Genomic DNA, 26,469 nt, shown 5'->3' with positions numbered 1-26,469 from the left:
AGTTTCAGGGAGAGTAACAGCATGTCACGTCCAACCGGTGCCACCATCAATCAACAGGCGCTGCGTCATAATCTGGCGGTGGTGCGCCAGGCGGCACCGCAATCTCATGTCTGGTCGGTAGTGAAAGCCAATGCCTATGGTCACGGTGTGGCTCGCGTCTGGCAAAGCCTGGCAGAAACCGATGGTTTTGCGCTGCTGAATATGGAAGAGGCGATTTTGTTACGCGAGCAGGGATGGAAAAAACCGATCCTGCTGCTGGAAGGTTTCTTCCATGCGGAAGATTTAACGTTGATTGATCGCTATCGATTGACCACCAGCGTGCACAGCAACTGGCAGATTCAGGCGCTGGCGAAAGCACAGTTATCTGCGCCAATTGATGTCTATCTCAAAATCAACAGCGGCATGAATCGACTCGGTTTCCGTCCTGAACTGGCGCACGCGGCGTGGCAAAAACTGCGCGCTTTGCCGAATGTCGGCGAAATGACCTTGATGGCGCACTTTGCCGATGCAGAAAATCCACAAGGTTTGGTTGAGCCGCTTAAACGCGTGGAGCTGGCAGCGGAAGGGCTGAATTGCCCACGCTCGTTGTCCAACTCGGCGGCGACGCTGTGGCATCCAGAAGCGCATTATGATTGGGTGCGTCCTGGAATCATCCTTTATGGCGCATCGCCAAGCGGGGATTGGCAAGATATCGCCAGCACCGGCTTGCAGCCGGTGATGACGTTGAGTAGTGAGATCATTGGCGTGCAGCAACTCAATGCGGGCGACGGCGTCGGTTACGGCTATCGCTATCACGCCAGCGGCGCGCAACGCATTGGCATTGTGGCTTGTGGTTATGCTGATGGTTACCCGCGCCACGCGCCAACCGGTACGCCCGTGTCTGTCGATGGCGTGCGTACGCAAACGTTGGGCGCCATCTCAATGGATATGATGATGATCGATTTAGAACCTTGCCCGCAGGCCGGGATTGGCTCAAAAGTGGAACTTTGGGGTAATCAGGTGAAGATCGATGAAGTGGCGAAAGCCGCCGGAACCGTGGGCTACGAGCTGATGTGCGCGCTCGCGCCACGCGTTCCGGTTGAGGTTATTTAAGCGCGGTCACGCGACCATGCATGTTCTTACTGCAGCGCCAGGCCGTCAGCGCCAGCGCTGCACCCACCAACATCATCAATGCCAGTGACGATTTTTCTGCCACTGGCAATGCCACAATCGCCATGCTGCCGCCGGCACCGCACGCCATCTGAATAAAGCCTTGCAATGCCGCCGCCACGCCCGCTTGCTGCTGATAAGGTTCCAGTGCATAGCTGGTGGCCGGGCCGATGGTAAACGCCAAGCCGGCGACTGAAACGGCCACCGGAATCATGTACAGCGCCCAATGGTTTTGCCATGCGGCGGGAAACAGCGTGGTGCCAATCACTAACAAAATTGCACCGGCTAGCATCAAGGCGAAGCCCATCGCCAGACAAAACGGACGTCCGGCTTTGCGGATAGTTTTATTCACTACAGCGCTGACCAGCATGATCCAGAAGCCATTGGCGCCGAAGGCGAAGGAGAATTGCAGCGGCGTCAAACCGCCTTCGGTCATCAACACGTGTGGCGCTAAGGAAACGTAGGTCAGCACCATGCCCAGCGCGCCAGCATTGGCAAAAGCGAAGGCGAGGAAACGCGGTTCACGGGCAATTGCGGCATATTGCGCAATCGGTAAGCCTTTTACTCGCAACGTATCCGCGGGGCGCGTTTCTGGTAGCCACAACACCACAATCAAGCCAATCACCACGGCATAGCCGCACAGGAACCAGAATGGCATGCGCCAGCCGAAGGCTTCAGCCAGAATGCCACCCAGCAAAGGGGCGAGCGCAGGCACGATATTCAGTGCGCCATTAAGGAAACCGTACGCACGCGCTGCATCTTCGCCGCTGAGACGATCGCGCACGCCGCTAAATGCCACCACCGCACTACAACATACTGCGCAGCCTTGAATGATACGCGCGAGGAAAAACACCGGCCAAAGCGTCGCGGTAGCGGCAATCGCGCTGCCAATGATATACAGCGCCAAACCAATCAGCGCGATCGGCTTACGACCGAAGTTGTCCACCAACGGACCGGTCACCAGTTGACCAATGCCCATCACCAATAAAAACAGTGGAATGGTTAGCTGAATTAAACTCACCGGGCTGTTAAGACCTTCGGCGATCTGCGGCAATGTAGGAAGGTAGAGATCAATGCCCAGCGGTGCCAGTAGCACCAGGCTAAGAAGTATTAGAGTAAATTTTTGCATTACGAACCGAAACGACCAGTTAAACAAGCGGGAAGGGTAATGACATTGCCGGAAAAAAGAAAGCCGAATAGAGAAAGGAAGAAAGAAAAAGGCGATGCCTGCCAGCCGGCACAGGCATCGCGTCGAGGGTATTAGTAAGCGCCGTCGCGACGGACCACTACGCCAGCGGTTTTGAACAGGATGGCGATATCGGTCCACAACGCCCAGTTCTTCACATACCAAGAATCGAAGTACACGCGGGTGTCGTAATCGATGTCGTTACGGCCACTAACCTGCCACAAACCGGTCATACCGGGTTTAGCCATCAGGTAGTAATCGACATCACCGGCATAACGTTCCAGTTCAGCTTCAATCACTGGGCGCGGGCCAACCAGGCTCATTTCACCGCGAATCACGTTCCACAACTGCGGCAATTCATCGAGGCTGGTTTTACGCAGGAAACCACCAATCTTCGTCACACGCGGATCGTTTTTCAGTTTGAAATCACGATCCCATTCAGCACGCGCTTCTTCGCTGGTGGCGAGCAGGTTTTGCAACACTTCCTGCGAGTTGGTGACCATAGAACGGAACTTCAGGCATTTGAATTTCTTGCCATCTTGTCCAACACGTTCATGACCATAAATCGCATTGCCACCATCACGTTTCACCATCGCGCACAGCAAACCAAATACCGGCCCGAGGAACAGCAGCAGCAGTGAAGCCACCACGATATCGAAGGTGCGTTTCAGGAAGCGGGAAGAGCGTTTTGCCAAATTGTTGCTCACGCGCAGAATCATCACTTCATGGCTGAAGATGAAGGACATATCGGTGCCGTACAGCGGCACACCGCGTAGCGTTGGGATCACCGAAATGGAGCGGCACTTCATTTTAGACAGGAACTTCAACCATTTATCGCGCACCACTTGCTGCTCAAATTCCGTGGCGACGATAAATTGGGTGTTGTCACGATCCATGGTTTGCCAATTGATATCTTTCCAGGTAATCACCGGTACACCGTTACGTTTTTCCGGCTGCTGCTCATCATCCAGTGAGATAAATGCTTGCACGTTGTAGCCAAGGATCTCCTCACTTTGCAGCGCCGCATAAGCTTCCATGGCATTTTTACCGGAACCGATAATGATGGTTTCCTTCTGCCATTGGCCTGCACGGTTAATCGCGCGTTTGACTACCGCACGCATCAGCGGCAGCAGCAGCAGGGCGTAAGTCCAGCTAAACACCCAAATCATGCGCGAGAAATCCCACTTGGAGAAGGCAATCAGCGCCAAATCCAGCAGTGAGAAAACAAACAGGGTTTTGATAACTTCTTTCAACTCAAACCAGAACGGTTTGCGGTAAGTGTAGTGACGCATGCGTACCCAAAACCACGCGGTACAAAGCACGGATAAACCCAATTGTGCAATAAAGCGGTATTCAATCTGCTGAGGCGGAATAAAGGTATCCAATTCGCCCCAAATACCTTGAACGGTAGCGGCAGATAAAAACAATGCCAAATTTAATGCGATTAAATCCGAGAAACTAAGTGCGACTTTTGCGATGAGGTTTTTGCGCAGTCCGCTCCATGAGCGGGTTGCATCATTCATTATCAAAGTGCTTGCCATAAAACCTGCTCTCTTTTCTTAAGTAAAAGATGGCCTGACCAGAATCAAGTACGCGCTCAGGAGTGGTCTGCTGAAATGGATAAAGAAGAATATTTTCAGCGAGATATGAGTCAATGCTGCCATAAGCGCTGCATGGAAAGGACCGTTTGAGACGTGATGCACGTCACGAAAAGCTGCAGCAACGTTTAAGAGTATGCAGGAGTTATTTGACAGAGTTAATATGGAAATAGTCTGAAAAGGAAATAAATGACTAATGAAATAATACGCTAGTGAATTGAATAATAAGGTTAAAAGTTAATTCACTGCGAATATAACGCTTCATTTTAAGACAACTTTTCGGAATCACCGCCATGAGAGGTAATGGCGGTGAATGTTTCCTAAGCCGGTTTTTTTAGCACCCACAGATCATGCTGCTTGTCATAATGTCCGATCTGCAAATCAACGGCTTCGTCATCAATCCATGCAGGTACACTTGTTTCCACATCCCAGCCGTCGAGTTGATGACTCAGGCCGGGATTGGTGTGGCAGGGAATACTGACGGTATCCAGCTTGTCGGTATTGAACTCTGCATCCACAATTTCGTAACGCCCAATCTTCACCACGTGTCCCATTACTTTCTCCCGTATTAACTGGGTTGAATAGTTCAGCATAGTCGCTGACACGCAGTTTACGAGTGTTTCAGACTCGGATTATTCCTTCTCTTCCATCACGCGCACGCCGACTTTGACGATTTGGTTGTCCTCTTTTTCGGCTACGGTCCAGGTTAACTGGTTCCATTCCACCTGATCGCCGACCACCGGCGTGCCGCCCAGTAAGCTCATGACTAATTGCCCCAGCGATTGTTGATCGTTGGTTTTTTCATCTAATTCCAGGCCGTAAATCTGCGCCACATCTTTTAAGCGCGCTTCGGCATCAAGGATAAAGTCACCGAAGAAACGCTGATCAAGCGCGACAGGTGGTGATTGGCTGAACATTTTGCCCAATGCCGGTAAATCACGTTCACGCCCAATGACACACAGCACATCACCTTCTTTCAGGCGCGTATTGCCGTTGGGATGCATCAGCACGTTATCGCGGAACAGGGCAGCGATGCGCGTCTCACGCGGCATCTGCAAATCACGTAGCGCCGCGCCGACGCACCATTTATCCGCACCTAACTGGTAGATGAATTGTTCCCACGGATTCTCCGGATGAATATCTAGACCAACCCGACTGATCGGCGATGCCGTTGGCGGTACCACCACTTTGGCGCGTTTGGCGGCATAGCCCAGCGAAGTGCCTTGCAGCATTAATGACACCAGCACCACGAAGAAGGCGATGTTGAAGTAGAGTTTGGCGTTTTCCAGCCCGGCCATCATCGGGAACACGGCAAGAATAATCGGCACCGCGCCGCGTAAACCTACCCAACTGATGAAAATGCGTTCGCGGCCGGTAAAGCCTTTGAAGGGCAGCAAACCCACCAAAATCGAAAGCGGGCGCGCCACCAGAATCAGCCACAACGAAAGAATCATCGCTGGCACCGCGATGTGCCATAAATCAGATGGTGTGACCAACAGACCCAGCACGATAAACATGCCGATCTGACTGAGCCATGCCATGCCGTCGAAGGTTTGCAAAATGCCGTGGCGGTTACGGATTGGACTGTTGCCCAGCAAGAAACCACACAGATATACCGCCAGAATGCCGCTGCCTTCCATCACCGTGGTCAACGCAAACACGATGATGCCACCGCTCACTGCCAGCAGCGGATACAAACCTTGCGCCAGATTGATACGGTTTATCAGTTGCTGCAATGCCCAGCCGCCGCCGAGACCCAGCACGATGCCGAGACCGAATTGCTGCACCAGATGCACCACGAACATCCAGCTCAGGCCGGATTGACCTTGCTGAATCATGTCGATCAGCGTGATGGTCAGAAACACCGCCATCGGATCATTGCTGCCTGACTCAATTTCCAGCGTTGAACTCACACGTTCGTTGAGGCCCTTATCACCTAACAGCGAAAACACGGCGGCGGCATCGGTTGAACCGATAATCGCGCCAATCAGAAAACCCTGCATCAGATCGAGCTTAAACAACCATGCCGCCGCCACGCCGGTCAAACCTGCCGTGATCATTACCCCGACGGTGGCGAGCGATAGCGCTGGCCCAAGTGCCACCTTTAACGAGGTGGCTTTAGTGCGCATGCCGCCATCCAGCAAAATAATGGCTAAGGCAAGGTTAGAGACCAGATAGGCAACCGGATAATTGTCGAAGGCGATACCGCCAATGCCGTCAATTCCGGCCAACATGCCTAAGGCCAAAAAGATCACCAGAATTGGAATGCCCAAACGTGATGAAAAGGAACTGAGCAAAATACTTGCTGCAACCAGCACTGAACCAATAATAAACACACTGTAAATCATGCTGGTATTCAACGGCGTTCTCCTGCGGCGGGGACTAAAAAGACAAACTGCGGGGAATTCACACAGACAAGATGGAAAGATAATGCCTTATCAATAACTTGTCAGCGCTTAATTGCACATTTTTTCATTCTATGGGGCAGCATCCCATATAAGGTTAATTTTGTATGAAAAAACAACAGGTTTTTGCGGGGGAATCAGTGGCGGTGCGGAAAAGAAAAAGCCGGTCATTGACCGGCTTTACAACTTAGGCTTCGGCAGCTTGTTTGTGGAAAAGCTCCCTAAATACCGGATAGATGTCTTCTGGCTCGCGAATGTGTTGGATCGCGAAGTTATCAAACATTGCCTGCAGGTGTTCATACTCGCGCCACAAGGTCTGGTGCGCGCGGCGCGTGATTTCGATGTAGCTGTAATAACGCACAACCGGCAAGATATGTTTGGCTAAAATCTCGTGGCATAACGGTGAATCATCAGCCCAGTTGTCGCCATCCGAGGCTTGCGCCGCGTAAATATTCCATTGCGCTGGGTCATAGCGCTCTTTAACCACTTCATCCATTAACTTGAGCGCACTGGAAACGATGGTGCCGCCGGTTTCCTGCGAGTAGAAGAACTCTTGTTCATCCACCTCTTTCGCCTGCGTATGGTGGCGAATATAGACCACATCGACGTTCTTGTAGGTGCGGCTCAGGAACAGGTACAGCAAGATATAAAAACGCTTGGCCATATCTTTGGTCGCCTGGTCCATCGAACCCGACACGTCCATTAAACAGAACATCACCGCCTGGCTGGACGGCTCTGGACGTTTTTCAAAGTTTTTGTAGCGTAAATCGAATGTGTCGATAAATGGCACACGTTCGATGCGCGCACGCAGTTCAGCAATCTCTTTGCGCAAACGCTCCTCTTCCAGCAATTGTGCCGGTTCGCTGTTCTCCACCTCAGTTAAGGTGGCTTCGAGTTCATGCAACATGCGACGTTTGCCCGCTGTCATCGCCGTGCGGCGTGCCAGCGAGTTTTGCAATGAGCGCACCACGCTGATATTGGCAGGCACACCATTTGAAGTGAAACCGGCACGGTGCGTTTTATACTCATTCAACTGACGATGCTGATTCTTGCGCAGATTCGGCAGCGCTAAATCCTCGAACAGTAAATCGAGATATTCATCTTTTGAAATATTGAAGACGAATTCATCCTGGCCTTCGCCATCTTGACTGGCGTTGCCCTGGCCGCTGCCTCCACCACCGCCGCCACCTTGCGGTCGCTCAATGCGGTCGTTTTGCACAAAGTGATCGTTTCCGGGATGAACGCGATGGCGACTGCCGCCACGGCCCTGATGGAAACTTGGCTCGTTAATATCGTCAATTGGAATCGAGACCGATTCGCCGCTCTCGACATCGGTCACCGAACGCTTATTGATGGCCTCGGAGATCGATTGCTTAATTTGCGCCTTATAACGGCGCAGAAAGCGCTGCCGGTTGACGGCGCTTTTATTCTTACCGTTCAGACGCCGATCGATAAAATAGGCCATAAATATCCCCCAAACTGCATTGCAAGCTTAGGCCGGGAACCCCGGCCTCCTGTTGCAGCGCCGAAACGCTGCGTCGCTTACAGGCGTCGATTATGACGATTTACGCACGCGAAGATACCATTCGCACAGCAAACGAACTTGCTTGCGGGTATAGCCTTTTTCCATCATGCGATCGACAAAATCATCGTGTTTTTTCTGCTCGTCCGTTGAAGTCTTGGTATTGAACGAAATCACCGGCAGCAACTCTTCGGTGTTTGAGAACATTTTCTTCTCAATAACCGTGCGCAGTTTTTCGTAACTGGTCCAGTTCGGATTACGACCGCTATTTTGCGCGCGTGCACGCAGCACAAAGTTGACGATCTCGTTACGGAAATCTTTCGGGTTACTGATCCCGGCCGGTTTCTCGATTTTCTCCAACTCGGCATTCAGTGATTCACGGTCAAACAACTGACCAGTATCCGGATCTCGATACTCCTGATCCTGAATCCAGAAATCAGCGTAAGTTACATAGCGATCAAAGATGTTCTGGCCGTATTCGGAGTAGGACTCCAGGTAAGCGGTTTGAATCTCTTTGCCGATGAACTCCGCATATTTCGGAATCAGATAACCTTTCAAGTGCTCCAGATACTTCTCGGCCAAATCTTGCGGGAATTGTTCGCGCTCGATCTGCTGCTCCAACACGTAGAATAGATGTACTGGGTTAGCTGCCACTTCGGCATGGTCGAAGTTGAACACGCGTGACAAGATCTTAAAGGCGAAGCGAGTTGAAAGGCCGTTCATCCCTTCATCCACGCCAGCATAGTCGTGATATTCCTGCCAGGATTTCGCCTTCGGATCGGTATCCTTCAAGCTCTCGCCATCATAGACGCGCATTTTGGAGTAGATGCTGGAGTTTTCTGGCTCTTTCAAACGCGACAGGATGGAGAAGCGTGCCAGCGTTTCCAATGTACCCGGCGCGCAAGGCGCTGTGGTCAATTCACTGTGATCCAGCAATTTGTTGTAGATCTTGATTTCTTCCGAAACGCGTAAGCAATACGGCACTTTGACGATGTAAACACGGTCAAGGAACGCCTCATTGTTCTTGTTGTTACGGAAAGTCACCCATTCTGATTCATTCGAGTGCGCCAGAATAATGCCGTTGAACGGCAGGGCGGAGATCCCTTCAGTACCGTTATAGTTACCTTCCTGCGTAGCGGTCAGCAATGGATGCAGCACTTTGATCGGTGCTTTAAACATCTCAACGAATTCCATCACACCTTGGTTGGCACGGCACAAAGCACCGGAATAACCGTACGCATCAGGATCGTTCTGCGCGTGATTTTCCAGTTTACGGATGTCCACTTTACCTACCAGCGCGGAGATATCCTGGTTGTTCTCATCGCCCGGTTCGGTTTTGGCAATCGCCACCTGTTCCAGGATTGATGGCCAGACTTTCACCACTTTAAAGCGAGTGATGTCGCCGCCAAATTCATGCAGGCGTTTTGCCGCCCACGGCGACATGATGGTGCCAAGATAACGCCGCGGCACGCCATACTCTTTTTCGAGAATATTGGCGTCTTCCTGCGGGTTGAACAGGCAGAGAGGATGATCGTTTACCGGGCTGCGTTCGCCGTCAGCGCTCAACACATAGATCGGCACGCGCTGCATCAACGCTTTCAGCCGTTCGGCCAGCGAGGATTTACCGCCACCGACAGGACCCAGTAAATAAAGAATCTGTTTCTTCTCTTCCAGACCCTGCGCGGCGTGTTTCAGGTAGGAAACGATTTGCTCAATCGCTTCTTCCATACCGTAAAACTCTTCGAAGGCAGGATAGCGTCCCATGACGCGGTTGGAAAAGATGCGGGAAAGGCGTGGCTCTTGCGCAGTGTCAACCATCACCGGCTCACCGATAGCCATTAATAGTCGTTCGGCAGCGTTGGCATATGCACTGCGATCCTGTTTACAGATGGCGAGGAATTCCTGTAGTGAGAATTCTTCGTCCTTGGCAGCTTCATAACGCTGACGATAGTGATCGAATATGTTCATAGCGATGCCCGTCCTTTCGTTTTTAGCACAGGTAAAGGAGCGTAATAAAAAGGTCTAGCAGCTCCCGGAAGATATTCTTTATTGAGTACAGCAACCCTTATGCCAACCTGACGTTTTTTTATCGGGATACACAATTCCTATGGTTACTCTGCTCGTACAAAAAGTCTCGTCTTACATTTAACTGTAGAAGGCATTCAGAAAATCTGCAGCCACTTTTCTCCTTATTTAGCGATATATCAATAACAAAGTCTCATAAGCACGGAGGCATTAAACCTAAGCATAGCGGCCTTTACGTCGCCTCAGATAATTCCGCCGGCCAGTAAGAACAGCATCATTAAACGTTAACCGATGGCTAAAATTTGGTTAGACTCTGCGTGTGATTGTTATATTAATGGACTGATTAAATTGTGAACCAATTCAAACTTAAAGCGCTTGCTCTGGCTATTCCTTGTTATTTTGCGGCGTTCGGCACTCATGCAGAACCCTTATCTCTCGGTGCATCGGTCATTTATGCAGAGTCACCTTATCGTGGTGGACAGGACCGTTACATTCCGGTTCCTGTCATTAATTATGAAGGCGAAAACTTCTGGTTCCGCAGCCTACAGGGCGGCTATTACCTGTGGAAAGATCCGCAGAATCAGCTGTCGCTGACGGTACTGGGATCGCCACAGCAGTACGATCCTAAAGACAATGATTTGGGCGACATGAAAGGGTTGGATAAGCGCCGTATGACGCTGATGGCCGGCGCCAACTACCGCCATGTTGCTGATTGGGGCATTGTGCGCACTGCGCTGCTCGGTGACGTATTGAATAACAGCAACGGCATGTTGTGGGACATCACTTATTTGTATCGCTTTGATTTCGGTGCCTTCAGCTTAACGCCAGGCATCGGCGCATTGTGGAACAGCGCCAATCAAAACCGCTATTACTACGGCGTTTCTTCCCATGAAAGCGCGCGTACCGGCATAGCCGAGTATCATCCTGATGATAGCTGGTCACCGTATGTTGAGATGAACGCCAGTTACCAAATCAGTGATAGCTGGAATGCCAGCCTTTCGGGTCGTTACACTCAGTTCGCCAGCGAGATCAAAGACAGTCCGATGGTCGACAAAAGCGGCCAGTTCACATTATGGACCGGTGTCAGTTACACCTTCTAATAATGAAATTCAACGCCTCGCAATGAGGCGTTTTTATTACATTGCACCAATAGCGCGCCCCATAATGAAGCGGAAGGAGGAGTGATGAAGACCATTACATTTCATGGTGAAGACGCATTACCGGCAATCGGTCAGGGCACCTGGTACATGGGCGAAAATGCTGCTCTGCGTAATCAGGAAGTGACGGCATTACAGGCGGGATTGGATCTTGGATTAAAAGTGATTGATACGGCCGAAATGTACGCTGAAGGTGGCGCTGAACAGATCGTTGGTGAAGCGCTACGCGGACGCCGCGATCAAGCCTGGCTAGTGTCGAAAGTTTATCCGTGGAACGCCGGTGAAATTGACGCAGTTGAAGCGTGTGAACGCAGTTTACGTCGTCTGCAAACCGATTATCTCGATCTCTATTTGTTGCACTGGCGCGGTAATGTGCCGTTGGAAGAGACGATTCGCGCCATGGAGTCTTTGCAGCAGCAAGGCAAAATCCGCTATTGGGGCGTATCCAATTTTGATCGCGACGATATGCTGGAATTGTGGAATGAACCGGGTGGTAACGCGTGTTTAGCCAATCAAGTGCTTTACCATTTGGCTTCGCGCGGGATTGAATATGATCTGCTGCCTGAATGCCAGCAACGCGCAACACCAATCATGGCGTATTGCCCGTTAGCGCAAGCTGGACGCCTGCGTCAGTCGCTTTTTAAAGACGCAAATTTGCAGCAGATTGCACAACAGAAGGGCATTAACGTGGCGCAGTTAATGCTGGCTTGGGCGATTCGACAACAAGGTGTGTTGGCTATTCCGAAAGCAAGCAGCATCGCGCATGTACAACAAAATGCCGCGGCATTGAACATCCAACTCGCAGATCATGAACTCGCCATCATTGATCGTGCATTTCCTGCAGCGCAGCACAAAACGGCGCTGGATGTGGTTTAGCGACGCCGCAGCGTCGCTGTAATATCACTTATTGACGACGCGTAGTGTGGTTCCCAAACGTGCTGGGGATTCGCCGGCACTTTTCAGCGGCTTGCTAATACGCGCGGTTTCCACGCAAACCATGGTTTTGTAACCTTCGTTGGCCATATCCGCCATGCTGCATGATAATTCTGGACCTGGGTTCCACGTGACAACGTCACTTTGATAATGGTGGTAAACCTCGATTTGACGTTTCCCCGCTTTATCATGAATCACGCTGCAATCATCCGCTGCGGTATGCACACGATCGACACGGTTCGGGTAAATTTGCTTGCCGTCAGAAGACGTACCAATTTCGTTATTATTGACCTTATCGATGTAGCTATTACCCAATCCGCTCACTTCAACTTGCGCGATATCCGCGATCTGGAAGTAGGTGTGCAATGCGGCGGTAGCTTCATAATCACCATAAGCTTCTAATTCAATCTCACAATGCTCGGCGATGCGGAAACGGGCGAGCAGGGTGAAATCGTGTGGCCAGAGCTTCTTAGTTTGTGCGTTGCTTTCTAACGTGAAAGTCAGCATTACCGCATCTTCATTTTCATCATGCGCGGATAACGTCCATGGCAAATTGCGAGCAAAACCATGAGCAGGCTCGCCAGCAGGGCCAAACCACGGCCAGCAAATCGGCACGCCGCCACGAATCGCTTTACCTGAAGTAAATGGCGTTTTCTCACTGAGCCAGATAACTGGCTGCTGTCCGCTGGGTTGCCAGGACAGCAAATGTGCGCCTTGCAGCGCAATCGCCGCGCGCACCTTAGGATGGCTGATCACCACAATCGGTAAATCGCCCAATTGGCGCTGTGACAAATACGGGGTGATTTGGTTTACTACCGGCAGAGTATAGAGCGTATCTTGCATTGTCAGACCTTCTCATCATCCAGTCGAAAAAAAAGGGGCGACCGAAGTCACCCCTTGTCTGTTCACAGGTTAGCTTACTTAGAAGCAACCAGTGCAATCAGGTCCAGAACCTTGTGTGAGTAACCTGTTTCGTTATCGTACCAGGAAACCAGTTTCACAAAGTTGTCGTTCAGGGCGATACCGGCTTTAGCATCGAATACTGAAGTCAGGGTTTCGCCATTGAAATCGGTAGAAACCACGTCGTCTTCGATGTAACCCAGAACGCCTTTCATTTTGCCTTCTGACTCAGCTTTGATCACTGCACAAATTTCTTTGTAAGTGGCTGGTTTTTCCAGACGTACAGTCAGGTCAACAACAGAAACGTTTGGAGTTGGCACGCGGAACGCCATACCAGTCAGTTTACCGTTCAGCTCTGGCAGAACCACGCCTACAGCTTTCGCTGCGCCGGTAGAAGATGGGATGATGTTCTGAGCTGCGCCACGACCGCCGCGCCAGTCTTTGTGAGACGGGCCATCAACAGTTTTCTGCGTAGCGGTAGTTGCGTGAACGGTGGTCATCAGGCCTTCAACGATACCGAAGTTGTCGTTGATAACTTTAGCCAGCGGTGCCAAGCAGTTAGTGGTGCAAGACGCGTTAGAAACGATGTCCTGGCCTTCATATTTGTCGAAGTTTGCACCACGAACAAACATTGGGGTCGCATCTTTAGATGGACCAGTCAGAACCACTTTCTTCGCGCCAGCGGTGATGTGTTTACGTGCAGTTTCGTCGGTCAGGAAGATACCGGTTGCTTCAGCAACAACGTCAACACCCACTTCGTCCCACTTCAGGTTAGCCGGGTCTTTCTCAGCGGTAACACGGATTTTCTTACCGTTAACAATCAGTGCACCGTCTTTAACTTCTACAGTGCCGTCAAAGCGACCGTGAGTAGAGTCATACTTCAGCATGTAAGCCATGTAATCGGCGTCGAGCAGATCGTTGATCGCGACGATTTCGATGTCAGAACGCTGCTGTGCAGCACGGAAAACGATGCGACCGATACGGCCAAAACCGTTGATACCTACTTTGATAGTCATATATTCCACCAGCTATTTGTTAGTGAATAAAAGGTTGGCTGTAAAATTACAAAAACCTTACCAGGCGTCAAGCGGAATCGTGTCAATTGTTGCGACAGGTCAATTCCAACACCAGGAATAATTCGTTGCGCAACCGCTTGCGCAGCACCCTTATTGCGCGCCTATGTTACGCCGAATGCGGGCTAAAAAGGGATGAGATTTGCAAAGGGTGATCAACGTCACAAAATCGCGCTGTGGATGATCAGCCGAAAGCGTTAGCACGAAAAAAGACCCGATAAATGTTGATCGTTTGTTAGAATACTAGTCGATTTTTTCAGAATGACACTCCGGAACTCAAAATGGCTAAAGACACCGCACCCGAGGCAAAAATTGCGCAGCTTTCCGAAATGCAGCGCTATGTAACTCAGCATCGTGGAACGGAACCTCCGTTTTCTGGCGCTTTACTGCATAACAAGCAGGATGGGATTTATCACTGCCTGGTTTGCAATTCTCCGCTGTTCCTCTCCGAAACCAAATACGATTCCGGCTGCGGCTGGCCAAGCTTCTATCAACCTTTCAATGACGAAGCGATTCGCTATCTGGAAGATGATTCGCATGGCATGCATCGTGTTGAAATTCGTTGCGGTAATTGTGATGCGCATTTGGGGCATGTGTTCCCGGATGGCCCGCAGCCCAGCGGTGAACGTTATTGCGTGAACTCAGCCTCGTTGAATTTCACTGACGAGCAGGGCAACCAGCAAGAGGGTTGAGCATGAAACAAGAATTGGAAGCGATGCTAGCAGCGATGACGCCAGAAGTGTACGAGCGGTTAGCGACGGCGGTTGAAATCGGAAAATGGCCAGATGGCGTCGCGCTAACGCAAGAGCAAAAGGACAATTGCCTGCAACTGGTGATGCTGTGGCAAGCGCGTCACAACGACGATCCGCAACATATGTCCATCGGCAAAGGTGGCGATATGGTGACTAAATCGAAGAAACAACTCAAAGAAGAGTTCGGTATCGAGCCGGATGTCACGCGGATTAACTTGCATTGAGCAGTAAAAAGGCTGGTTCTCACCAGCCTTTTTTCAGATTAATACCGCACCTTGCGCAGCCATCTGCTTGAACGCCGTTTCACTGTCATCGGGATTGAGATTCACGCCGCGGCAGCCTTCTTTAACTACCTCAACGTTGTAACCCAATTCCAGCGCATCCAGTACGCTGTATTTAACGCAGTAATCGGTGGCAATCCCTAACATCACTAAATCGCTGATGCCGCGCTCACGCAGCCAGCTATCGAGTTCAGTCTTACGGCGATGACCGTTGTCAAAGAACGCGCTGTAGCTATCAACCTCTGCATCGCCGCCCTTGTGGAACACGGCGTCAATCAAGCTGCGATCGAGGTCGGGATGGAAATCCGCGCCCAAAGAGTTTTCAATGCCATGATCAGGCCACCAGATTTGCGCCAAGCCGTTGAGCTCGCCCAGCGTATACACCGGTTCGCCAGAGATTGAAGCAAAGCTGCCGTGGTTGGCGGGATGCCAATCTTGCAAGGCCACCACACATTCACCCCGGTCGCGGAACGCACGCGCATAACGATTTGCTACCGCGACCGTTTGGTCACCATCACGCACCGCCATTGGGCCGCCGGGGCAAAAATCGTTCTGAATATCGATAATTATCAATGCCCGCTTCATTACTTTCGCTCCGTATCAATCTTCAGTCAGTTCGCCGCGTAAATTCTGCTGCATTTTGGCACGAATTTCGGCGCTGGTGAGGTTCTGGCTCAACAAAAAGTGGAGTTTTGTTAACGTCGCCTCAACCGTCAGGTCAAAACCGCTGACCACGCCAGCGTGTTCCAGCGCATTACCGGTGGCGTAGCCACCCATATTCACTTTGCCTGACATGCATTGCGTCAGATTCACTACCACGATGCCGCGCTCGCTGGCGTCGTGTAGTTCGGCCAGAAATTCAGCATTTTGCGGCGCGTTACCCACACCATATGAACGCAGAATCAGGGCTTTCACCGGTTGACGCAGGAAGTTGCGTACCACGTCGGCGGAAATGCCTGGATAAATGGTCACCACACCAATCGGCTGCGGGGTAATTGGATGCACAATCAGTTCACCTTGGCCTTGCGGTGCAGGCGGCGTATTCAGGCGACGAATATGAATGCCGGCTTCCAGCAGTGGAGACAAGTTCGGCGAAGCGAAAGCATTGAAGCCATCGGCATGCGCTTTGGTGGTGCGGTTGCCGCGGAATAGCGTGTTGTTAAAGAACAGTGCCACTTCGTTAATCGGATAATTCGCCGCGACATACAGCGAGTTCAACAGATTCTGTTGGCCATCGGAGCGCAATTCCGCCAATGGAATTTGTGAGCCGGTGACAATCACCGGTTTGGCAAGATTTTCCAGCATGAATGACAGCGCTGACGCGGTGAACGCCATGGTGTCGGTGCCGTGCAGAATGACAAAGCCGTCGTACAGGTGATAGTTCTGCTGGATATCATTCGCAATCGATTGCCAATCCTGCGGCGTCATATCCGAAGAATCCATTAGCGGCTGATATTCGTGAATAGTAAAAGCGGGCATTTCAGGCCGATGGAATTCTGGCATGTTCGCCAGCTGCTGCTGTAAATGACCAGAAACCGGAATGTAGCCCTGCGACGAGCGCTGCATCCCGATGGTGCCGCCTGTGTAGGCTACATAGATATTTTTCTTTTGCATGGAGAAACTCAGACTTGCCTTAAAACGCGCAGTATAAGTGGATTGCGAACGAAAAGCAGCCCGACCAGCGGCCGGGCTGTAAAGATTAGCGTACGTTGCCGCAGTTGAGGCAGAAAGCGTAGCGGTTTTGCGGATCGTTAAGGTTATTGAGCAGTCCAGGTTGCTGTTTAACTGCGCTCATGACATCCAACATTGGCGCTGGCAACCAAACTTTCAGTGCTGCGGGCAATACCGCTTGCGCTGATGCGTTCATCTGGTTCAGCAACAAATCAATCACGCCTGGATCATCTTGATACCAACTCAGTTGCGGCTTATCGACTTTCGCCAATTCTGCGGCTTTCGCCACCGCATCGTCAAAGTCACCCAACGCATCGACCAAACCGTTGGCTTTCGCATCGCTGCCGGTCCAAACGTGACCTTGCGCGATGGCATTGATTTGCTCAGGCGTTTTATGGCGCGAGGCTGCAACCAAGCCAACAAAGTTGCGATAGCCATTTTCGATGGTCATCTGCATTAATTGTTGCACTTCAGTTGGTAAAGCTTTGGTGGTCGCCACATCCGCCAATGGCGAGGTGGCGACGCCATCGGTGTGCACACCAATGCTGCTCAGGCTATTTTCGACCGTGTTAATCACGCCAAAGATACCGATGGAACCGGTCAAGGTGCTTGGAGCGGCAACAATGTAGTCGGCTGGCGTTGAAATCCAGTAACCGCCGGATGCTGTCATTCCGCCCATGGAAACCACCACCGGTTTGCCCGCATCATGCGCCGCCGCCAGTTCCTCGCGAATCGCTTCCGAAGCTGTCACGCTGCCGCCTGGGCTGTTCACGCGCAGTACAATGGCTTTGATTTTAGGATCGAGGCGCGCATCACGAATCTGCGCGGCAGTGGTATCGCCGCCGACATTTCCGGCGCTCTCTTCACCATCCATAATCGCACCGCTGGCGAGGATCACCGCGATGTTACCGTCCTGACTTTGCGGCGGCTGCTTAACGGTGTAATCGTAAATGCTGACGTTACGATAATCGTTATTCGCTTTATCCCAGCCAAAGGTTTTCACCAATTCCTGATCGGCTGCGGCGCGGGTATCCAGCACATCCACCAATTTATTATTCAGCGCGTATTTGGCGGTATCGCCGTCAACGGCCTGCAATCCGCTGATCACACCAGCCGCGCCAGGGAACAGTTGATCGGCGGTGATCTGACGATTGGCTGCAACCGTGCTCAGGTAGTTCTGCCAAAGCTGTCCAACCCAACGACTATCGGCATCGCGTGCTTCTGGCGACATATCATCACGCAGGAACGGCTCAACCGCGGATTTATAAGTACCAACACGGAAGACGTGCGAGTTGACTTTGAGCTTATCCAGCAGGGATTTGTAGTAAAGGCCGTTGGTGGCGAAGCCGTGTAGGTCGACAGTGCCTTGTGGCGACAGGTAGACCTTGTTGGCATAGCTGGCGATGTAGTACTGCGCTTGGCTGTAGCTGTCGCCAATCGCGTAAATCGGTTTGCCCGCATCGCGGAATTCACGCAGTGCTTTGCCGACATATTGCAGTGAAGGCTGATCGCCGCCAGCAAAATCACGCAATTGCAGTACAATGCCGGTGATGTTTTTGTCAGTTTTTGCCTGACGAATCGCATCAACTACATCAAATAATGAATTTTCCTGTAAACGATCGCTGCTTGAGCCCAATAGCTGACGACTGATGCGGCTGAGACGATTGCTAACTGAAGGTTTATCAACCAACACGCCGCTGAGATCGATTTTCAAGGCACCTTGCTGCACCGGCTCACTGCTGTTGGAACTGGACACTTGCAGCCAAATCCCAACGCCTGCGAGGATCAAGACAATAAGAAATAAATTAAGAATAAATTCCCGAATAAAATTCAGTACCCGCCAGCTCCAGCGGAACAGACCGGAAATAATTCGCCACAATGTGCGCATAAACTCTCCATATTCACGTAGCAGGGCAGCCAGCACGTGGTCTGCCCCGATGTCGGGTTCATCCTAAAGAGCGGCGTGCGAAATGTCAGCAGGAAATCGCGCCAGACTGTTACAAAAGATCCCGCTGTGCCAGGATTAGCCCACGCTTTTTTATTCATGGGAGAAGAATAATGGATGCATTGGACTTATTGGTTAATCGTCGTTCAGCTTCACGTTTGGCCGATCCGGCGCCCGCAGCTGAAGCTCTGCAAAATATATTGCATGCTGGCATGCGCGCGCCGGATCACGGCACGATGCAGCCGTGGCGTTTCGTGATTGTTGAGAATGAAGGACGCGAACGTTTCAGCCAGTTACTTGAGCAAGCCGCGCGTGAAAGCCAACTTGATGAAAAAGCCATCGACAAAGCCACATCCGCGCCATTTCGCGCGCCGATGATCATCACCGTCGTCGCGCATTGCGAAGAAAACGCCAAAGTGCCGCATTGGGAACAACTGGTTTCAGCCGGTTGCGCAGTGATGGCGATGCAGATGGCCGCCGTGGCGCAAGGATTCAATGGCATCTGGCGAAGCGGCCCGTGGACCGATCATGCGTTAGTTCGAGATGCTTTTGGCTGTCGTGAGCAGGATGCGATTGTCGGCTTCCTTTATCTCGGCACACCGCAATTGAAAGCCAATACCACCGTGGTTGCACCGGACACTGCTGAGTTTGTCAGTTATTTCTGACAGACAGCGGTGAGCTTTTGCGGCAGGTTATGCGTCGTTGCAGAGATTGCACATAGCCTGTGCGAAAGATCGAGGTTAGGTCGTGCAACACTTACCACCAACTGTCAGCCAGGCTAACATAGCGCCTTCTGATCAGCGCATAAGGAAGTCGCCATGAATGAACCTCTTCGTTTGACGCAATACAGCCACGGTGCTGGTTGCGGCTGCAAAATTTCGCCGCAGGTGTTGGAAACCATTCTGCGTAGCGAATTAACGCCGTTTCACGATCCGCAACTGCTGGTGGGCAATGAAACGCGTGACGATGCCGCAGTCTATGATCTCGGCAACGGCACCGCGGTAGTCAGCACGACAGATTTCTTCATGCCGATCGTTGATGATCCTTTTACCTTTGGCCGCATCGCCGCGACCAATGCCATCAGTGATATTTATGCCATGGGCGGGAAACCGATCATGGCGATCGCGATCTTAGGTTGGCCGGTGAATGTGCTGAGCCCGGAAGTGGCGCAGCAAGTGGTTGAAGGTGGCCGCGCAGCTTGTCAGGCCGCAGGCATCGCGCTGGCTGGCGGTCATTCGATTGATGCTCCAGAACCCATTTTTGGCCTGGCAGTCACTGGCATTGTGGATGTGGCGCGCGTGAAGAAAAACAGCGCCGCTCAGGCTGGGTGCCAACTTTTTCTCACCAAACCGCTGGGCATTGGCATTCTCACCACGGCGGAGAAAAAAGGGCTATTGCGGCAAGAACATCAGTCGCTGGCGGCAGATGTGATGTGCCAACTGAACCAGGCGGGCGCAGAATTTGCCAAACTGAACGGTGTAAGCGCCATGACCGATGTAACCGGTTTCGGTTTGCTCGGACATTTGAGTGAAATCTGCCTCGGTTCAGGATTGCGTGCTGAAGTGATTGCCGCTCAGGTGCCGCGCCTCGCAGGTGTGGACGACTATATCGCGGCAGGCGCGGTGCCGGGCGGCACCAGCCGTAATTTTGCCAGTTATGGTGAACATATTTCGCCGTTGGATGATGCCACTCGCGCACTGTTGTGCGATCCGCAAACGTCCGGTGGCCTGTTGGTTGCGGTTCAACCCGGTGCGATAGAAGAATTTCAACGTTGCGCGATGCAAGCCGGCGTACAAGCCACAGCAATTGGCGAATTATTTAACGCCGAATCCGATCTTCCCCTGATTACTGTAGTCACCTGACGTTAAGGAACGACGCCATCCATGCGTTTGTTTATTGCCGAAAAACCCAGCTTAGCGCGTGCGATTGCTGATGTGTTACCGAAACCGCACCGACGTGGTGACGGTTATATCGCCTGCGGCAATGACCAGGTTGTGACCTGGTGTGTTGGGCACTTACTTGAACAGGCGCAGCCTGACAGTTACGACAGCCGCTATGCGCGCTGGAATCTGGCCGATTTGCCAATTATTCCTGAAAAGTGGCGTTTGCAGCCGCGTCCTTCCGTCGCCAAGCAATTGAAAGTCATCGAAGGATTGCTGCAACAAGCCAGCATGGTGGTACACGCGGGCGACCCCGATCGTGAAGGCCAATTGCTGGTGGATGAAGTCCTCGATTATCTACAACTGGCGCCAGAGAAAAGAAAAACCGTTCAGCGCTGCCTGATTAACGATCTCAATCCCTCCGCTGTCGAGCGCGCAGTCGGACGTTTGCGTGAAAACCGTGAGTTCATCCCGTTGTGCGTTTCCGCGCTGGCGCGCGCGCGCGCCGATTGGCTGTACGGTATTAATATGACGCGCGCCTTTACCTTGCTAGGACGCAACGCCGGCTACGATGGCGTGCTGTCGGTTGGGCGTGTGCAAACGCCGGTACTTGGCTTAGTCGTACGGCGTGATGAAGAGATCGAGAACTTCATTCCTAAAGACTATTTTGAAGTCAAAGCACATATTGTCACGCCAAAAGAGGAGCGCTTTGTCGCCAGCTGGTTACCAAGCGATGCGTGCGAGCCGTGGCAGGATGAAGAAGGTCGCTTACTGCATCGTCCGCTGGCCGATCATGTGCTTGAGCGTATCAATGGCAAACCGGCGTTGGTTACCGGTTATAACGACAAGCGTGAGTCCGATACGGCGCCACTGCCGTTTTCACTCTCTGCACTGCAAATTGAAGCCGGTAAACGCTTTGGGCTCAGCGCGCAGAACGTGCTGGATTGCTGTCAGCGGCTGTACGAAACCCATAAACTGATCACCTATCCGCGCTCGGATAGCCGTTATCTGCCCGATGAGCATTTTGCGGGTCGGCATGCGGTTTTAAACGCGATTCAGGCACATCAACCGAATCTGACGCCGCCCGATGATTTCAATCCCGATCAAAAAAACCGCTGCTGGGACGACAAAAAAGTTGACGCGCACCACGCGATTATTCCCACGGCGCGCGCCAGCAAGGTCAGCCTTAGCGATAATGAGGCTAAGATCTATGAACTGATCGCGCGGCAATATCTGATGCAATTCTGCCCGGATGCGATATTCCGCAAATGTGTCATCGATCTTGAAATCGGCGGGGGCAAATTCATCGCCAAGGCACGTTTTCTTGCGGAAGCGGGCTGGCGCGCATTACTCGGCAGTAAAGAGCGCGATGAAGATAATGACGGCACGCCGCTGCCGGTGGTGAGCAAAGGGGATGAGCTGCTGTGTGAGCGCGGCGAAGTGTTGGCTAAGCAAACGCAGCCGCCGCGTCCATTTACCGATGCCACATTACTTTCTGCCATGACTGGCATTGCGCGCTTCGTGCAGGATAAAGAATTAAAGAAAGTTCTGCGTGCAACCGATGGATTAGGTACGGAGGCGACGCGAGCAGGCATTATTGAATTATTGTTCCGTCGTACATTCCTGGTGAAGAAAGGTCGCTATATTCACTCAACAGAGGCGGGCAGGGCGCTGATCCATGCGCTGCCGGAAATGGCGGCGCGCCCCGATATGACGGCGCATTGGGAATCAACGCTAACGCGCATTAGCGAAAAATCCTGCCGTTATGATGAGTTTATGCAACCGTTAGTCAGCACCTTAATTGGTCTGATTGGTGAAGCGCGGCAGCGCCCATCGTTGCATGCGTTTCGCGGCTTAGCTGCGCCAGCCTCTAAAAAGAAAGCAAAACCGAAATCGGCTCGACGCAAAACCAAGGAGACAGAGTGATGCGTAATACCATGATGTTGTTAAGCATACTGCTGTTGTGCAGTACTTCCGCGCTGGCAAATCGCCAACCGGAAAACAATCGCGGTGGCAATACAGACGTGGTGGTGGATATGCCACCTGAAGTGTGGACGCAAGGACAAAACAATCAACAAAGCAATTGCATGCAGTGCTGCACTTATGAAAATCGCAGCTACTCAGAAGGCGCAGTGGTTAAGGCTGAAGGTGTGCTGTTGCAGTGTGGGCGTGATGACAAAGTGTTAGGAACGAATCCGCTGATCTGGAAAATCATCAAATAAAAATGCGTGGCGTTAACACGCCACGCAGCTTCATTAAAACTGGAAAGTTGACCAAACCGGCGCGTGATCTGACGGTTTCTCCATGCTACGAATGTCGTAGTCGATGCCACTATCAATACAGCGCGAGGCCAAAGGCTGACTGGCCAGCAACAGATCGATGCGCAGACCGCGGTTATCATCAAAACCTTTCGAGCGGTAATCAAACCAAGAGAAACGATCGTTAGTCTCAGGATATTTAGCACGCCACGTATCTACCAATCCCCACTGCAATAGGCGGTCCATCCATTCACGCTCTTCAGGCAGGAACGAACATTTGCCGGTGCGCAGCCAGCGCTTGCGATTATCTTCACCAATGCCGATGTCGAAATCAGTGCTGCTGATGTTCATGTCACCCATGATCAACACTGGCTTATCGACAGCGAGTTGTTGCTCAAGATAGTCCTGCAAATCGCGATAGAACTTTTCTTTAGCCGGGAACTTGGTGGGATGGTCGCGGCTTTCTCCTTGCGGGAAATAGCCATTGATTACCGTGATAGCGCCAATCGGGCTGGGAATTTCCGCCATGATCAAGCGGCGTTGAGAATCCTCGTCATCGCCCGGAAAACCTCGGCTCACTTTAATGGGTTCAGCTTTGGTCAACAGTGCAACGCCGTAATGACCTTTTTGTCCATGATAAAACACGTGATAACCCAGCTTGCTGACATCTTCGAGCGGGAACATGTCGTCATGTACTTTGGTTTCTTGCAAGCCAATAACATCCGGTTGATGCTGTTCAACCAGCGCTTCAAGTTGGTGTGGGCGCGCACGCAAACCATTGATGTTGAAAGAGACAAATTTCATTTCGCTGCCATTTTTATCCGCAAAAGGTTGGCAGGATGGTAACGAGTTTTGCTGTAAAAGTCATGGTGTGAATCGGGAGGAAACAACGATTAAAGCGAGTGGAATAAACAGGAACATCGCGAGGATGGTGGTGGGAGAAGGATTCGAACCTTCGAAGTCTGTGACGGCAGATTTACAGTCTGCTCCCTTTGGCCGCTCGGGAATCCCACCGGGGATATTTTGCAATGTGACTTTAAAAACAGACGATTCAGATGGTGGTGGGAGAAGGATTCGAACCTTCGAAGTCTGTGACGGCAGATTTACAGTCTGCTCCCTTTGGCCGCTCGGGAATCCCACCACTGGCCTGAATCATTGCGTCTTAAAGCGGGGCGCATCATACCAAATGCGCCTGGCCTGTAAAGCGCTGTCAGGTAAAATAAAAATCGTTCGCCCACTTTTTAGGCGTGGCGCTGAAGAGTTGTGCAATTCAGCGCCGAAGTGATTAAAGAATAATCGTGCGGTTGCCGTAAACGAACACGCGCTGGCCTAACACTTTGTATAATGCGCGGCTCAAAACGTTTTTCTCTACGTCACGTCCTGCACGCATCATCTCTTCAGCGGTGTAACTGTGATCGACGTTGATAACGTCCTGCATGATGATTGGGCCTTCATCGAGGTTGTCATTCACGTAGTGCGCGGTCGCACCGATGATTTTTACGCCGCGTTCATAAGCTTGATGATACGGGCGCGCACCGATAAAGGCGGGTAAGAAAGAGTGGTGGATGTTGATGATCTGATTTGGGTAACGCTGCACAAATGCCGGCGTCAGCACGCGCATGTATTTCGCCAGAACAACGTAATCAGGCTGATAGCGGTCAATTTCATCCGCCATACGGTTGTCATGCTCTTCACGCGTGTGGCCTTCATGGCTCACCAACACAAACGGAATATCAAAACGCTCTACCAGCGATCGCAACGTTTCATGGTTACCAATCACCGCTGCAATCTCCATATCGAGACCACCAAACGCGCTTTTCATCAGCAAGTCGCCCAGGCAATGCGCCTCTTTAGTCACCAGAATCACTACACGGCGACGGCCTGCGCTCTGCAACTCACGTACGGAACCGGCTGGCAATGCACCATCTAAATCAGCGAGCAAGGTATTGTCGTTAAAAATACCCTCTAACTCGGTACGCATGAAAAAGCGCCCAGTACGGTGATCAACAAACTCATTGTTTTGCACAATGTTGAGTTCGTGCTTGTAGCAAATATTGGTGATTTTAGCGATGAGGCCTTTCGCATCAGGGCAAATGGTACGTAATACTTTTCGTTGGATGGTTTGCGCTTGCATCTCGATCAGAGTCCTGTCAAAGCGATGAATGGTAAAGCCGTTGTGCATCTGTCCAGATTAGCCACAACATTTTTTGTATTTTTTATCGGAGCCACAAGGACAGCGATCGTTACGTCCCAACTCAGGCGTTGTTCCGTCAACATAGTACCAGCGTTGATCCTCGCGAAGAAAGCGCGAACATTCATAGATCGCTGAAGTCTGGCCTTTTTCGAGGTATCGCGCAAAAAACGTTACAAACGCTTCATTCTCATGGCTTCCATGATTACAACGAGTTACATTCAGGCCAAGCCATTCAGTGCCGGAAAAACTTTCGGATAATAACGTTTCAAGATTGGCCACGCGTTTACTGGGGTGCCAGGTTTCAGCCAACCACGCCGCATTCTTCATGACATAAGCGCTATAGCGTGAACGCATTAATTGTTCAGCGCTGGCGGGGATCGCCTGGCCATCCAGGTAGGGTTGGCAACATAGGCTATACTCCTTTCCGCTGCAGCAAGGGCACTTTTCAGACACGTCATCTCCTGGAAGTGATTAAAGTAAATTAAAGCGTGCGCTATGTTAGCCGACTGTCAGGCGTGATGCTATGTACCAAACCCATCACGAGGTGAGATGAGAAAAGTAAAGATTGGGCTGGCATTGGGTTCTGGTGCCGCTAAAGGCTGGTCGCACATTGGTGTGATCAATGCACTGGAACGGGCTGGCATTGAAATCGACGTGGTTGCTGGCTGCTCTGTAGGCGCGCTGGTCGGCTCAGCCTACGTTAATGGCCGGCTCGGCGTGATGGAGAAGTGGGTCAGCGCGTTCCGTTATTGGGATGTCATCCGCTTGATGGATCTCTCCTGGCAACGCGGCGGATTGCTGCGAGGAGATCGCGTGTTTAGCCATATCCGCGAGCTGATTCCCAATGAGCTGATTGATGACTGCAAAAAACCGTTCGGTGTGGTGGCAACCAATTTGAGCACCGGACGAGAAGTGTGGTTAACCGAAGGTGATTTGCATCAGGCAGTGCGTGCTTCTTGTAGTATGCCAGGCTTGTTACCACCCATTGCTTACAACGGTTATTGGCTGGTGGATGGCGCAGTGGTTAATCCGGTGCCGATTTCGTTAACGCGAGCCTTGGGTGCAGATATCGTCATTGCCGTTGATTTGCAGCACGATGCGCATTTGATGCAGCAAGATCTGCTGTCAGTAACACCACAAAGTGGTGAAGAAGCGGCAGCGGCAGAAGCGTTGAGCTGGGGTAAAAAATTGCGCCAACGCCTCATCGGCATGACGCAGCGCCGCGCTAATCAAACGCCAGGTGCGATGGAGATCATGTCGACATCGATCCAGGTTTTGGAAAATCGCCTAAAACGAAATCGCATGGCAGGCGATCCGCCGGATGTGCTTATCCAGCCGTTTTGTCCGCAAATTTCTACTTTGGACTTTCATCGTGCAGAAGAAGCCATCGCGGCAGGTAAAGCCGCTGTTGAAAAAAAAATGGATGAACTATTACCGCTGGTCCGTGGCAGATAGTCAGGTTGTTCATTCACCGATGTTGTTACTTCAGTCAATTCTGAAAGGCACAACTGCATTTTATGAACCACTATTGAAATATCTG

24 protein-coding genes and 2 tRNA genes are annotated in these 26,469 nt (G+C 51.6%); 10 read left to right on the top strand and 16 right to left on the bottom strand.

Annotated elements, in window-relative coordinates; translation table 11 throughout:
* Positions 1 to 21 precede the first annotated feature (21 nt).
* The gene (gene dadX / locus ACPUC7_RS00985) at positions 22 to 1,092 is read left to right on the top strand and encodes a catabolic alanine racemase DadX (protein WP_343552708.1); all 1,071 of its coding nucleotides are present in this window, start codon (positions 22 to 24) and stop codon (positions 1,090 to 1,092) included.
* On the opposite strand, the gene ACPUC7_RS00980 is transcribed toward dadX, so the two are convergent.
* From ACPUC7_RS00980 to yeaG, 6 genes are all read right to left on the bottom strand, one after another.
* A complete protein-coding gene (locus tag ACPUC7_RS00980) occupies positions 1,085 to 2,278 on the bottom strand; it encodes a multidrug effflux MFS transporter (protein WP_494921429.1) in 1,194 nt (397 codons plus the stop codon). The genes dadX and ACPUC7_RS00980 overlap by 8 nt on opposite strands.
* Positions 2,279 to 2,409: 131 nt before the next feature.
* Positions 2,410 to 3,876: an undecaprenyl-phosphate galactose phosphotransferase WbaP gene (gene wbaP, locus ACPUC7_RS00975; RefSeq protein WP_494921428.1), complete on the bottom strand. Its 1,467-nt coding sequence runs from the start codon at positions 3,874 to 3,876 to the stop codon at positions 2,410 to 2,412.
* A gap of 377 nt (positions 3,877 to 4,253) precedes the next feature.
* Positions 4,254 to 4,487 carry a DUF1480 family protein gene (locus ACPUC7_RS00970; protein ID WP_343552711.1) on the bottom strand — a complete coding sequence of 78 codons (234 nt, stop codon included), beginning with the start codon at positions 4,485 to 4,487 and terminating at the stop codon, positions 4,254 to 4,256.
* Positions 4,488 to 4,565: 78 nt separating this feature from the next.
* Positions 4,566 to 6,293: a potassium/proton antiporter gene (locus ACPUC7_RS00965; RefSeq protein ID WP_343552712.1), complete on the bottom strand. Its 1,728-nt coding sequence runs from the start codon at positions 6,291 to 6,293 to the stop codon at positions 4,566 to 4,568.
* Positions 6,294 to 6,525: 232 nt separating this feature from the next.
* The gene (locus ACPUC7_RS00960; RefSeq protein WP_494921427.1) at positions 6,526 to 7,803 is read right to left on the bottom strand and encodes a YeaH/YhbH family protein; all 1,278 of its coding nucleotides are present in this window, start codon (positions 7,801 to 7,803) and stop codon (positions 6,526 to 6,528) included.
* A 90-nt stretch (positions 7,804 to 7,893) separates the two neighbouring features.
* Positions 7,894 to 9,828 (bottom strand): protein kinase YeaG, encoded by a 1,935-nt coding sequence (yeaG, locus tag ACPUC7_RS00955; protein ID WP_343552714.1) that lies wholly within the window; start codon positions 9,826 to 9,828, stop codon positions 7,894 to 7,896.
* Between the two features lie 407 nt (positions 9,829 to 10,235).
* Between yeaG and ACPUC7_RS00950 the strand changes: the two genes are divergently transcribed.
* Together ACPUC7_RS00950 and ACPUC7_RS00945 are read left to right on the top strand one after the other, a co-directional pair.
* The gene (locus ACPUC7_RS00950; RefSeq protein WP_494921426.1) at positions 10,236 to 10,985 is read left to right on the top strand and encodes a MipA/OmpV family protein; all 750 of its coding nucleotides are present in this window, start codon (positions 10,236 to 10,238) and stop codon (positions 10,983 to 10,985) included.
* Between the two features lie 81 nt (positions 10,986 to 11,066).
* Entirely contained in the window at positions 11,067 to 11,918 is an 852-nt protein-coding gene (locus ACPUC7_RS00945) for an aldo/keto reductase (protein WP_494921425.1), read from the top strand.
* Positions 11,919 to 11,942: 24 nt separating this feature from the next.
* Here the strand turns inward: ACPUC7_RS00945 and ACPUC7_RS00940 are convergent, their stop codons facing one another.
* Complete coding sequence (locus ACPUC7_RS00940) at positions 11,943 to 12,818, bottom strand: D-hexose-6-phosphate mutarotase (protein ID WP_494921424.1); 876 nt, start codon at positions 12,816 to 12,818, stop codon at positions 11,943 to 11,945.
* Between the two features lie 74 nt (positions 12,819 to 12,892).
* A complete protein-coding gene (gapA, locus tag ACPUC7_RS00935; protein WP_343552718.1) occupies positions 12,893 to 13,891 on the bottom strand; it encodes a glyceraldehyde-3-phosphate dehydrogenase in 999 nt (332 codons plus the stop codon).
* Between the two features lie 338 nt (positions 13,892 to 14,229).
* Between gapA and msrB the strand changes: the two genes are divergently transcribed.
* Positions 14,230 to 14,640 (top strand): peptide-methionine (R)-S-oxide reductase MsrB, encoded by a 411-nt coding sequence (gene msrB, locus ACPUC7_RS00930; protein WP_494921423.1) that lies wholly within the window; start codon positions 14,230 to 14,232, stop codon positions 14,638 to 14,640.
* Between the two features lie 2 nt (positions 14,641 to 14,642).
* On the top strand, positions 14,643 to 14,924 hold the full coding sequence (locus ACPUC7_RS00925; protein ID WP_343552720.1) for a YeaC family protein: 282 nt from the start codon (positions 14,643 to 14,645) through the stop codon (positions 14,922 to 14,924).
* 33 nt (positions 14,925 to 14,957) lie between these two features.
* Here the strand turns inward: ACPUC7_RS00925 and pncA are convergent, their stop codons facing one another.
* The 3 genes from pncA to sppA form a co-directional block, all read right to left on the bottom strand.
* Entirely contained in the window at positions 14,958 to 15,566 is a 609-nt protein-coding gene (gene pncA / locus ACPUC7_RS00920; RefSeq protein ID WP_494921422.1) for a bifunctional nicotinamidase/pyrazinamidase, read from the bottom strand.
* A 15-nt stretch (positions 15,567 to 15,581) separates the two neighbouring features.
* Positions 15,582 to 16,595, bottom strand: a complete 1,014-nt coding sequence (gene ansA, locus ACPUC7_RS00915) for an asparaginase (protein WP_494921421.1) — start codon at positions 16,593 to 16,595, stop codon at positions 15,582 to 15,584.
* Between the two features lie 85 nt (positions 16,596 to 16,680).
* Positions 16,681 to 18,540, bottom strand: coding sequence for a signal peptide peptidase SppA (gene sppA, locus ACPUC7_RS00910; protein WP_494921420.1), 1,860 nt, complete (start codon positions 18,538 to 18,540; stop codon positions 16,681 to 16,683).
* 170 nt (positions 18,541 to 18,710) lie between these two features.
* Here sppA and ACPUC7_RS00905 point away from each other — a divergent pair, with 170 nt between their 5' ends.
* The 4 genes from ACPUC7_RS00905 to ACPUC7_RS00890 all read left to right on the top strand — a co-directional run bounded on the left by ACPUC7_RS00905 (position 18,711) and on the right by ACPUC7_RS00890 (position 22,699).
* Positions 18,711 to 19,262, top strand: a complete 552-nt coding sequence (locus ACPUC7_RS00905; RefSeq protein WP_494921419.1) for an NAD(P)H nitroreductase — start codon at positions 18,711 to 18,713, stop codon at positions 19,260 to 19,262.
* Positions 19,263 to 19,415: 153 nt separating this feature from the next.
* The gene (gene selD / locus ACPUC7_RS00900) at positions 19,416 to 20,459 is read left to right on the top strand and encodes a selenide, water dikinase SelD (protein ID WP_494921418.1); all 1,044 of its coding nucleotides are present in this window, start codon (positions 19,416 to 19,418) and stop codon (positions 20,457 to 20,459) included.
* A gap of 21 nt (positions 20,460 to 20,480) precedes the next feature.
* Entirely contained in the window at positions 20,481 to 22,403 is a 1,923-nt protein-coding gene (locus ACPUC7_RS00895; RefSeq protein ID WP_494921417.1) for a DNA topoisomerase III, read from the top strand.
* Positions 22,403 to 22,699, top strand: coding sequence for a YnjH family protein (locus ACPUC7_RS00890; RefSeq protein ID WP_343552727.1), 297 nt, complete (start codon positions 22,403 to 22,405; stop codon positions 22,697 to 22,699). The genes ACPUC7_RS00895 and ACPUC7_RS00890 overlap by 1 nt, the downstream gene beginning before the upstream one ends.
* A gap of 33 nt (positions 22,700 to 22,732) precedes the next feature.
* Here the strand turns inward: ACPUC7_RS00890 and xthA are convergent, their stop codons facing one another.
* The 5 genes from xthA to ACPUC7_RS00865 all read right to left on the bottom strand — a co-directional run bounded on the left by xthA (position 22,733) and on the right by ACPUC7_RS00865 (position 25,382).
* A complete protein-coding gene (gene xthA, locus ACPUC7_RS00885) occupies positions 22,733 to 23,539 on the bottom strand; it encodes an exodeoxyribonuclease III (RefSeq protein ID WP_494921416.1) in 807 nt (268 codons plus the stop codon).
* A 125-nt stretch (positions 23,540 to 23,664) separates the two neighbouring features.
* Positions 23,665 to 23,749: transfer RNA gene (locus ACPUC7_RS00880), tRNA-Tyr, on the bottom strand.
* 42 nt (positions 23,750 to 23,791) lie between these two features.
* Positions 23,792 to 23,876: transfer RNA gene (locus ACPUC7_RS00875), tRNA-Tyr, on the bottom strand.
* A 144-nt stretch (positions 23,877 to 24,020) separates the two neighbouring features.
* Positions 24,021 to 24,869 (bottom strand): formyltetrahydrofolate deformylase, encoded by an 849-nt coding sequence (gene purU / locus ACPUC7_RS00870; protein ID WP_343552729.1) that lies wholly within the window; start codon positions 24,867 to 24,869, stop codon positions 24,021 to 24,023.
* Between the two features lie 57 nt (positions 24,870 to 24,926).
* Entirely contained in the window at positions 24,927 to 25,382 is a 456-nt protein-coding gene (locus ACPUC7_RS00865; protein ID WP_494921415.1) for a YchJ family protein, read from the bottom strand.
* 96 nt (positions 25,383 to 25,478) lie between these two features.
* Here ACPUC7_RS00865 and rssA point away from each other — a divergent pair, with 96 nt between their 5' ends.
* Positions 25,479 to 26,384 carry a patatin-like phospholipase RssA gene (gene rssA, locus ACPUC7_RS00860; protein WP_343552731.1) on the top strand — a complete coding sequence of 302 codons (906 nt, stop codon included), beginning with the start codon at positions 25,479 to 25,481 and terminating at the stop codon, positions 26,382 to 26,384.
* The last annotated feature ends 85 nt before the right edge of the window (positions 26,385 to 26,469 follow it).

The organism is Pantoea sp. CFCC18179 (assembly GCF_059412405.1).
This window is presented reverse-complemented; position numbering and strand designations above follow the sequence as displayed.

What these genes read in the sequence shown, in the direction of transcription:
- dadX (WP_343552708.1), top strand. Translation starts at nt 22, where the DNA reads ATGTCACGTCCAACCGGTGCCACCATCAATCAACAGGCGCTGCGTCAT.
- ACPUC7_RS00980 (WP_494921429.1), bottom strand. Translation starts at nt 2,278, where the DNA reads ATGCAAAAATTTACTCTAATACTTCTTAGCCTGGTGCTACTGGCACCG.
- wbaP (WP_494921428.1), bottom strand. Translation starts at nt 3,876, where the DNA reads ATGGCAAGCACTTTGATAATGAATGATGCAACCCGCTCATGGAGCGGA.
- ACPUC7_RS00970 (WP_343552711.1), bottom strand. Translation starts at nt 4,487, where the DNA reads ATGGGACACGTGGTGAAGATTGGGCGTTACGAAATTGTGGATGCAGAG.
- ACPUC7_RS00960 (WP_494921427.1), bottom strand. Translation starts at nt 7,803, where the DNA reads ATGGCCTATTTTATCGATCGGCGTCTGAACGGTAAGAATAAAAGCGCC.
- yeaG (WP_343552714.1), bottom strand. Translation starts at nt 9,828, where the DNA reads ATGAACATATTCGATCACTATCGTCAGCGTTATGAAGCTGCCAAGGAC.
- ACPUC7_RS00940 (WP_494921424.1), bottom strand. Translation starts at nt 12,818, where the DNA reads ATGCAAGATACGCTCTATACTCTGCCGGTAGTAAACCAAATCACCCCG.
- gapA (WP_343552718.1), bottom strand. Translation starts at nt 13,891, where the DNA reads ATGACTATCAAAGTAGGTATCAACGGTTTTGGCCGTATCGGTCGCATC.
- msrB (WP_494921423.1), top strand. Translation starts at nt 14,230, where the DNA reads ATGGCTAAAGACACCGCACCCGAGGCAAAAATTGCGCAGCTTTCCGAA.
- ACPUC7_RS00925 (WP_343552720.1), top strand. Translation starts at nt 14,643, where the DNA reads ATGAAACAAGAATTGGAAGCGATGCTAGCAGCGATGACGCCAGAAGTG.
- pncA (WP_494921422.1), bottom strand. Translation starts at nt 15,566, where the DNA reads ATGAAGCGGGCATTGATAATTATCGATATTCAGAACGATTTTTGCCCC.
- ansA (WP_494921421.1), bottom strand. Translation starts at nt 16,595, where the DNA reads ATGCAAAAGAAAAATATCTATGTAGCCTACACAGGCGGCACCATCGGG.
- sppA (WP_494921420.1), bottom strand. Translation starts at nt 18,540, where the DNA reads ATGCGCACATTGTGGCGAATTATTTCCGGTCTGTTCCGCTGGAGCTGG.
- ACPUC7_RS00905 (WP_494921419.1), top strand. Translation starts at nt 18,711, where the DNA reads ATGGATGCATTGGACTTATTGGTTAATCGTCGTTCAGCTTCACGTTTG.
- selD (WP_494921418.1), top strand. Translation starts at nt 19,416, where the DNA reads ATGAATGAACCTCTTCGTTTGACGCAATACAGCCACGGTGCTGGTTGC.
- ACPUC7_RS00895 (WP_494921417.1), top strand. Translation starts at nt 20,481, where the DNA reads ATGCGTTTGTTTATTGCCGAAAAACCCAGCTTAGCGCGTGCGATTGCT.
- ACPUC7_RS00890 (WP_343552727.1), top strand. Translation starts at nt 22,403, where the DNA reads ATGCGTAATACCATGATGTTGTTAAGCATACTGCTGTTGTGCAGTACT.
- xthA (WP_494921416.1), bottom strand. Translation starts at nt 23,539, where the DNA reads ATGAAATTTGTCTCTTTCAACATCAATGGTTTGCGTGCGCGCCCACAC.
- purU (WP_343552729.1), bottom strand. Translation starts at nt 24,869, where the DNA reads ATGCAAGCGCAAACCATCCAACGAAAAGTATTACGTACCATTTGCCCT.
- rssA (WP_343552731.1), top strand. Translation starts at nt 25,479, where the DNA reads ATGAGAAAAGTAAAGATTGGGCTGGCATTGGGTTCTGGTGCCGCTAAA.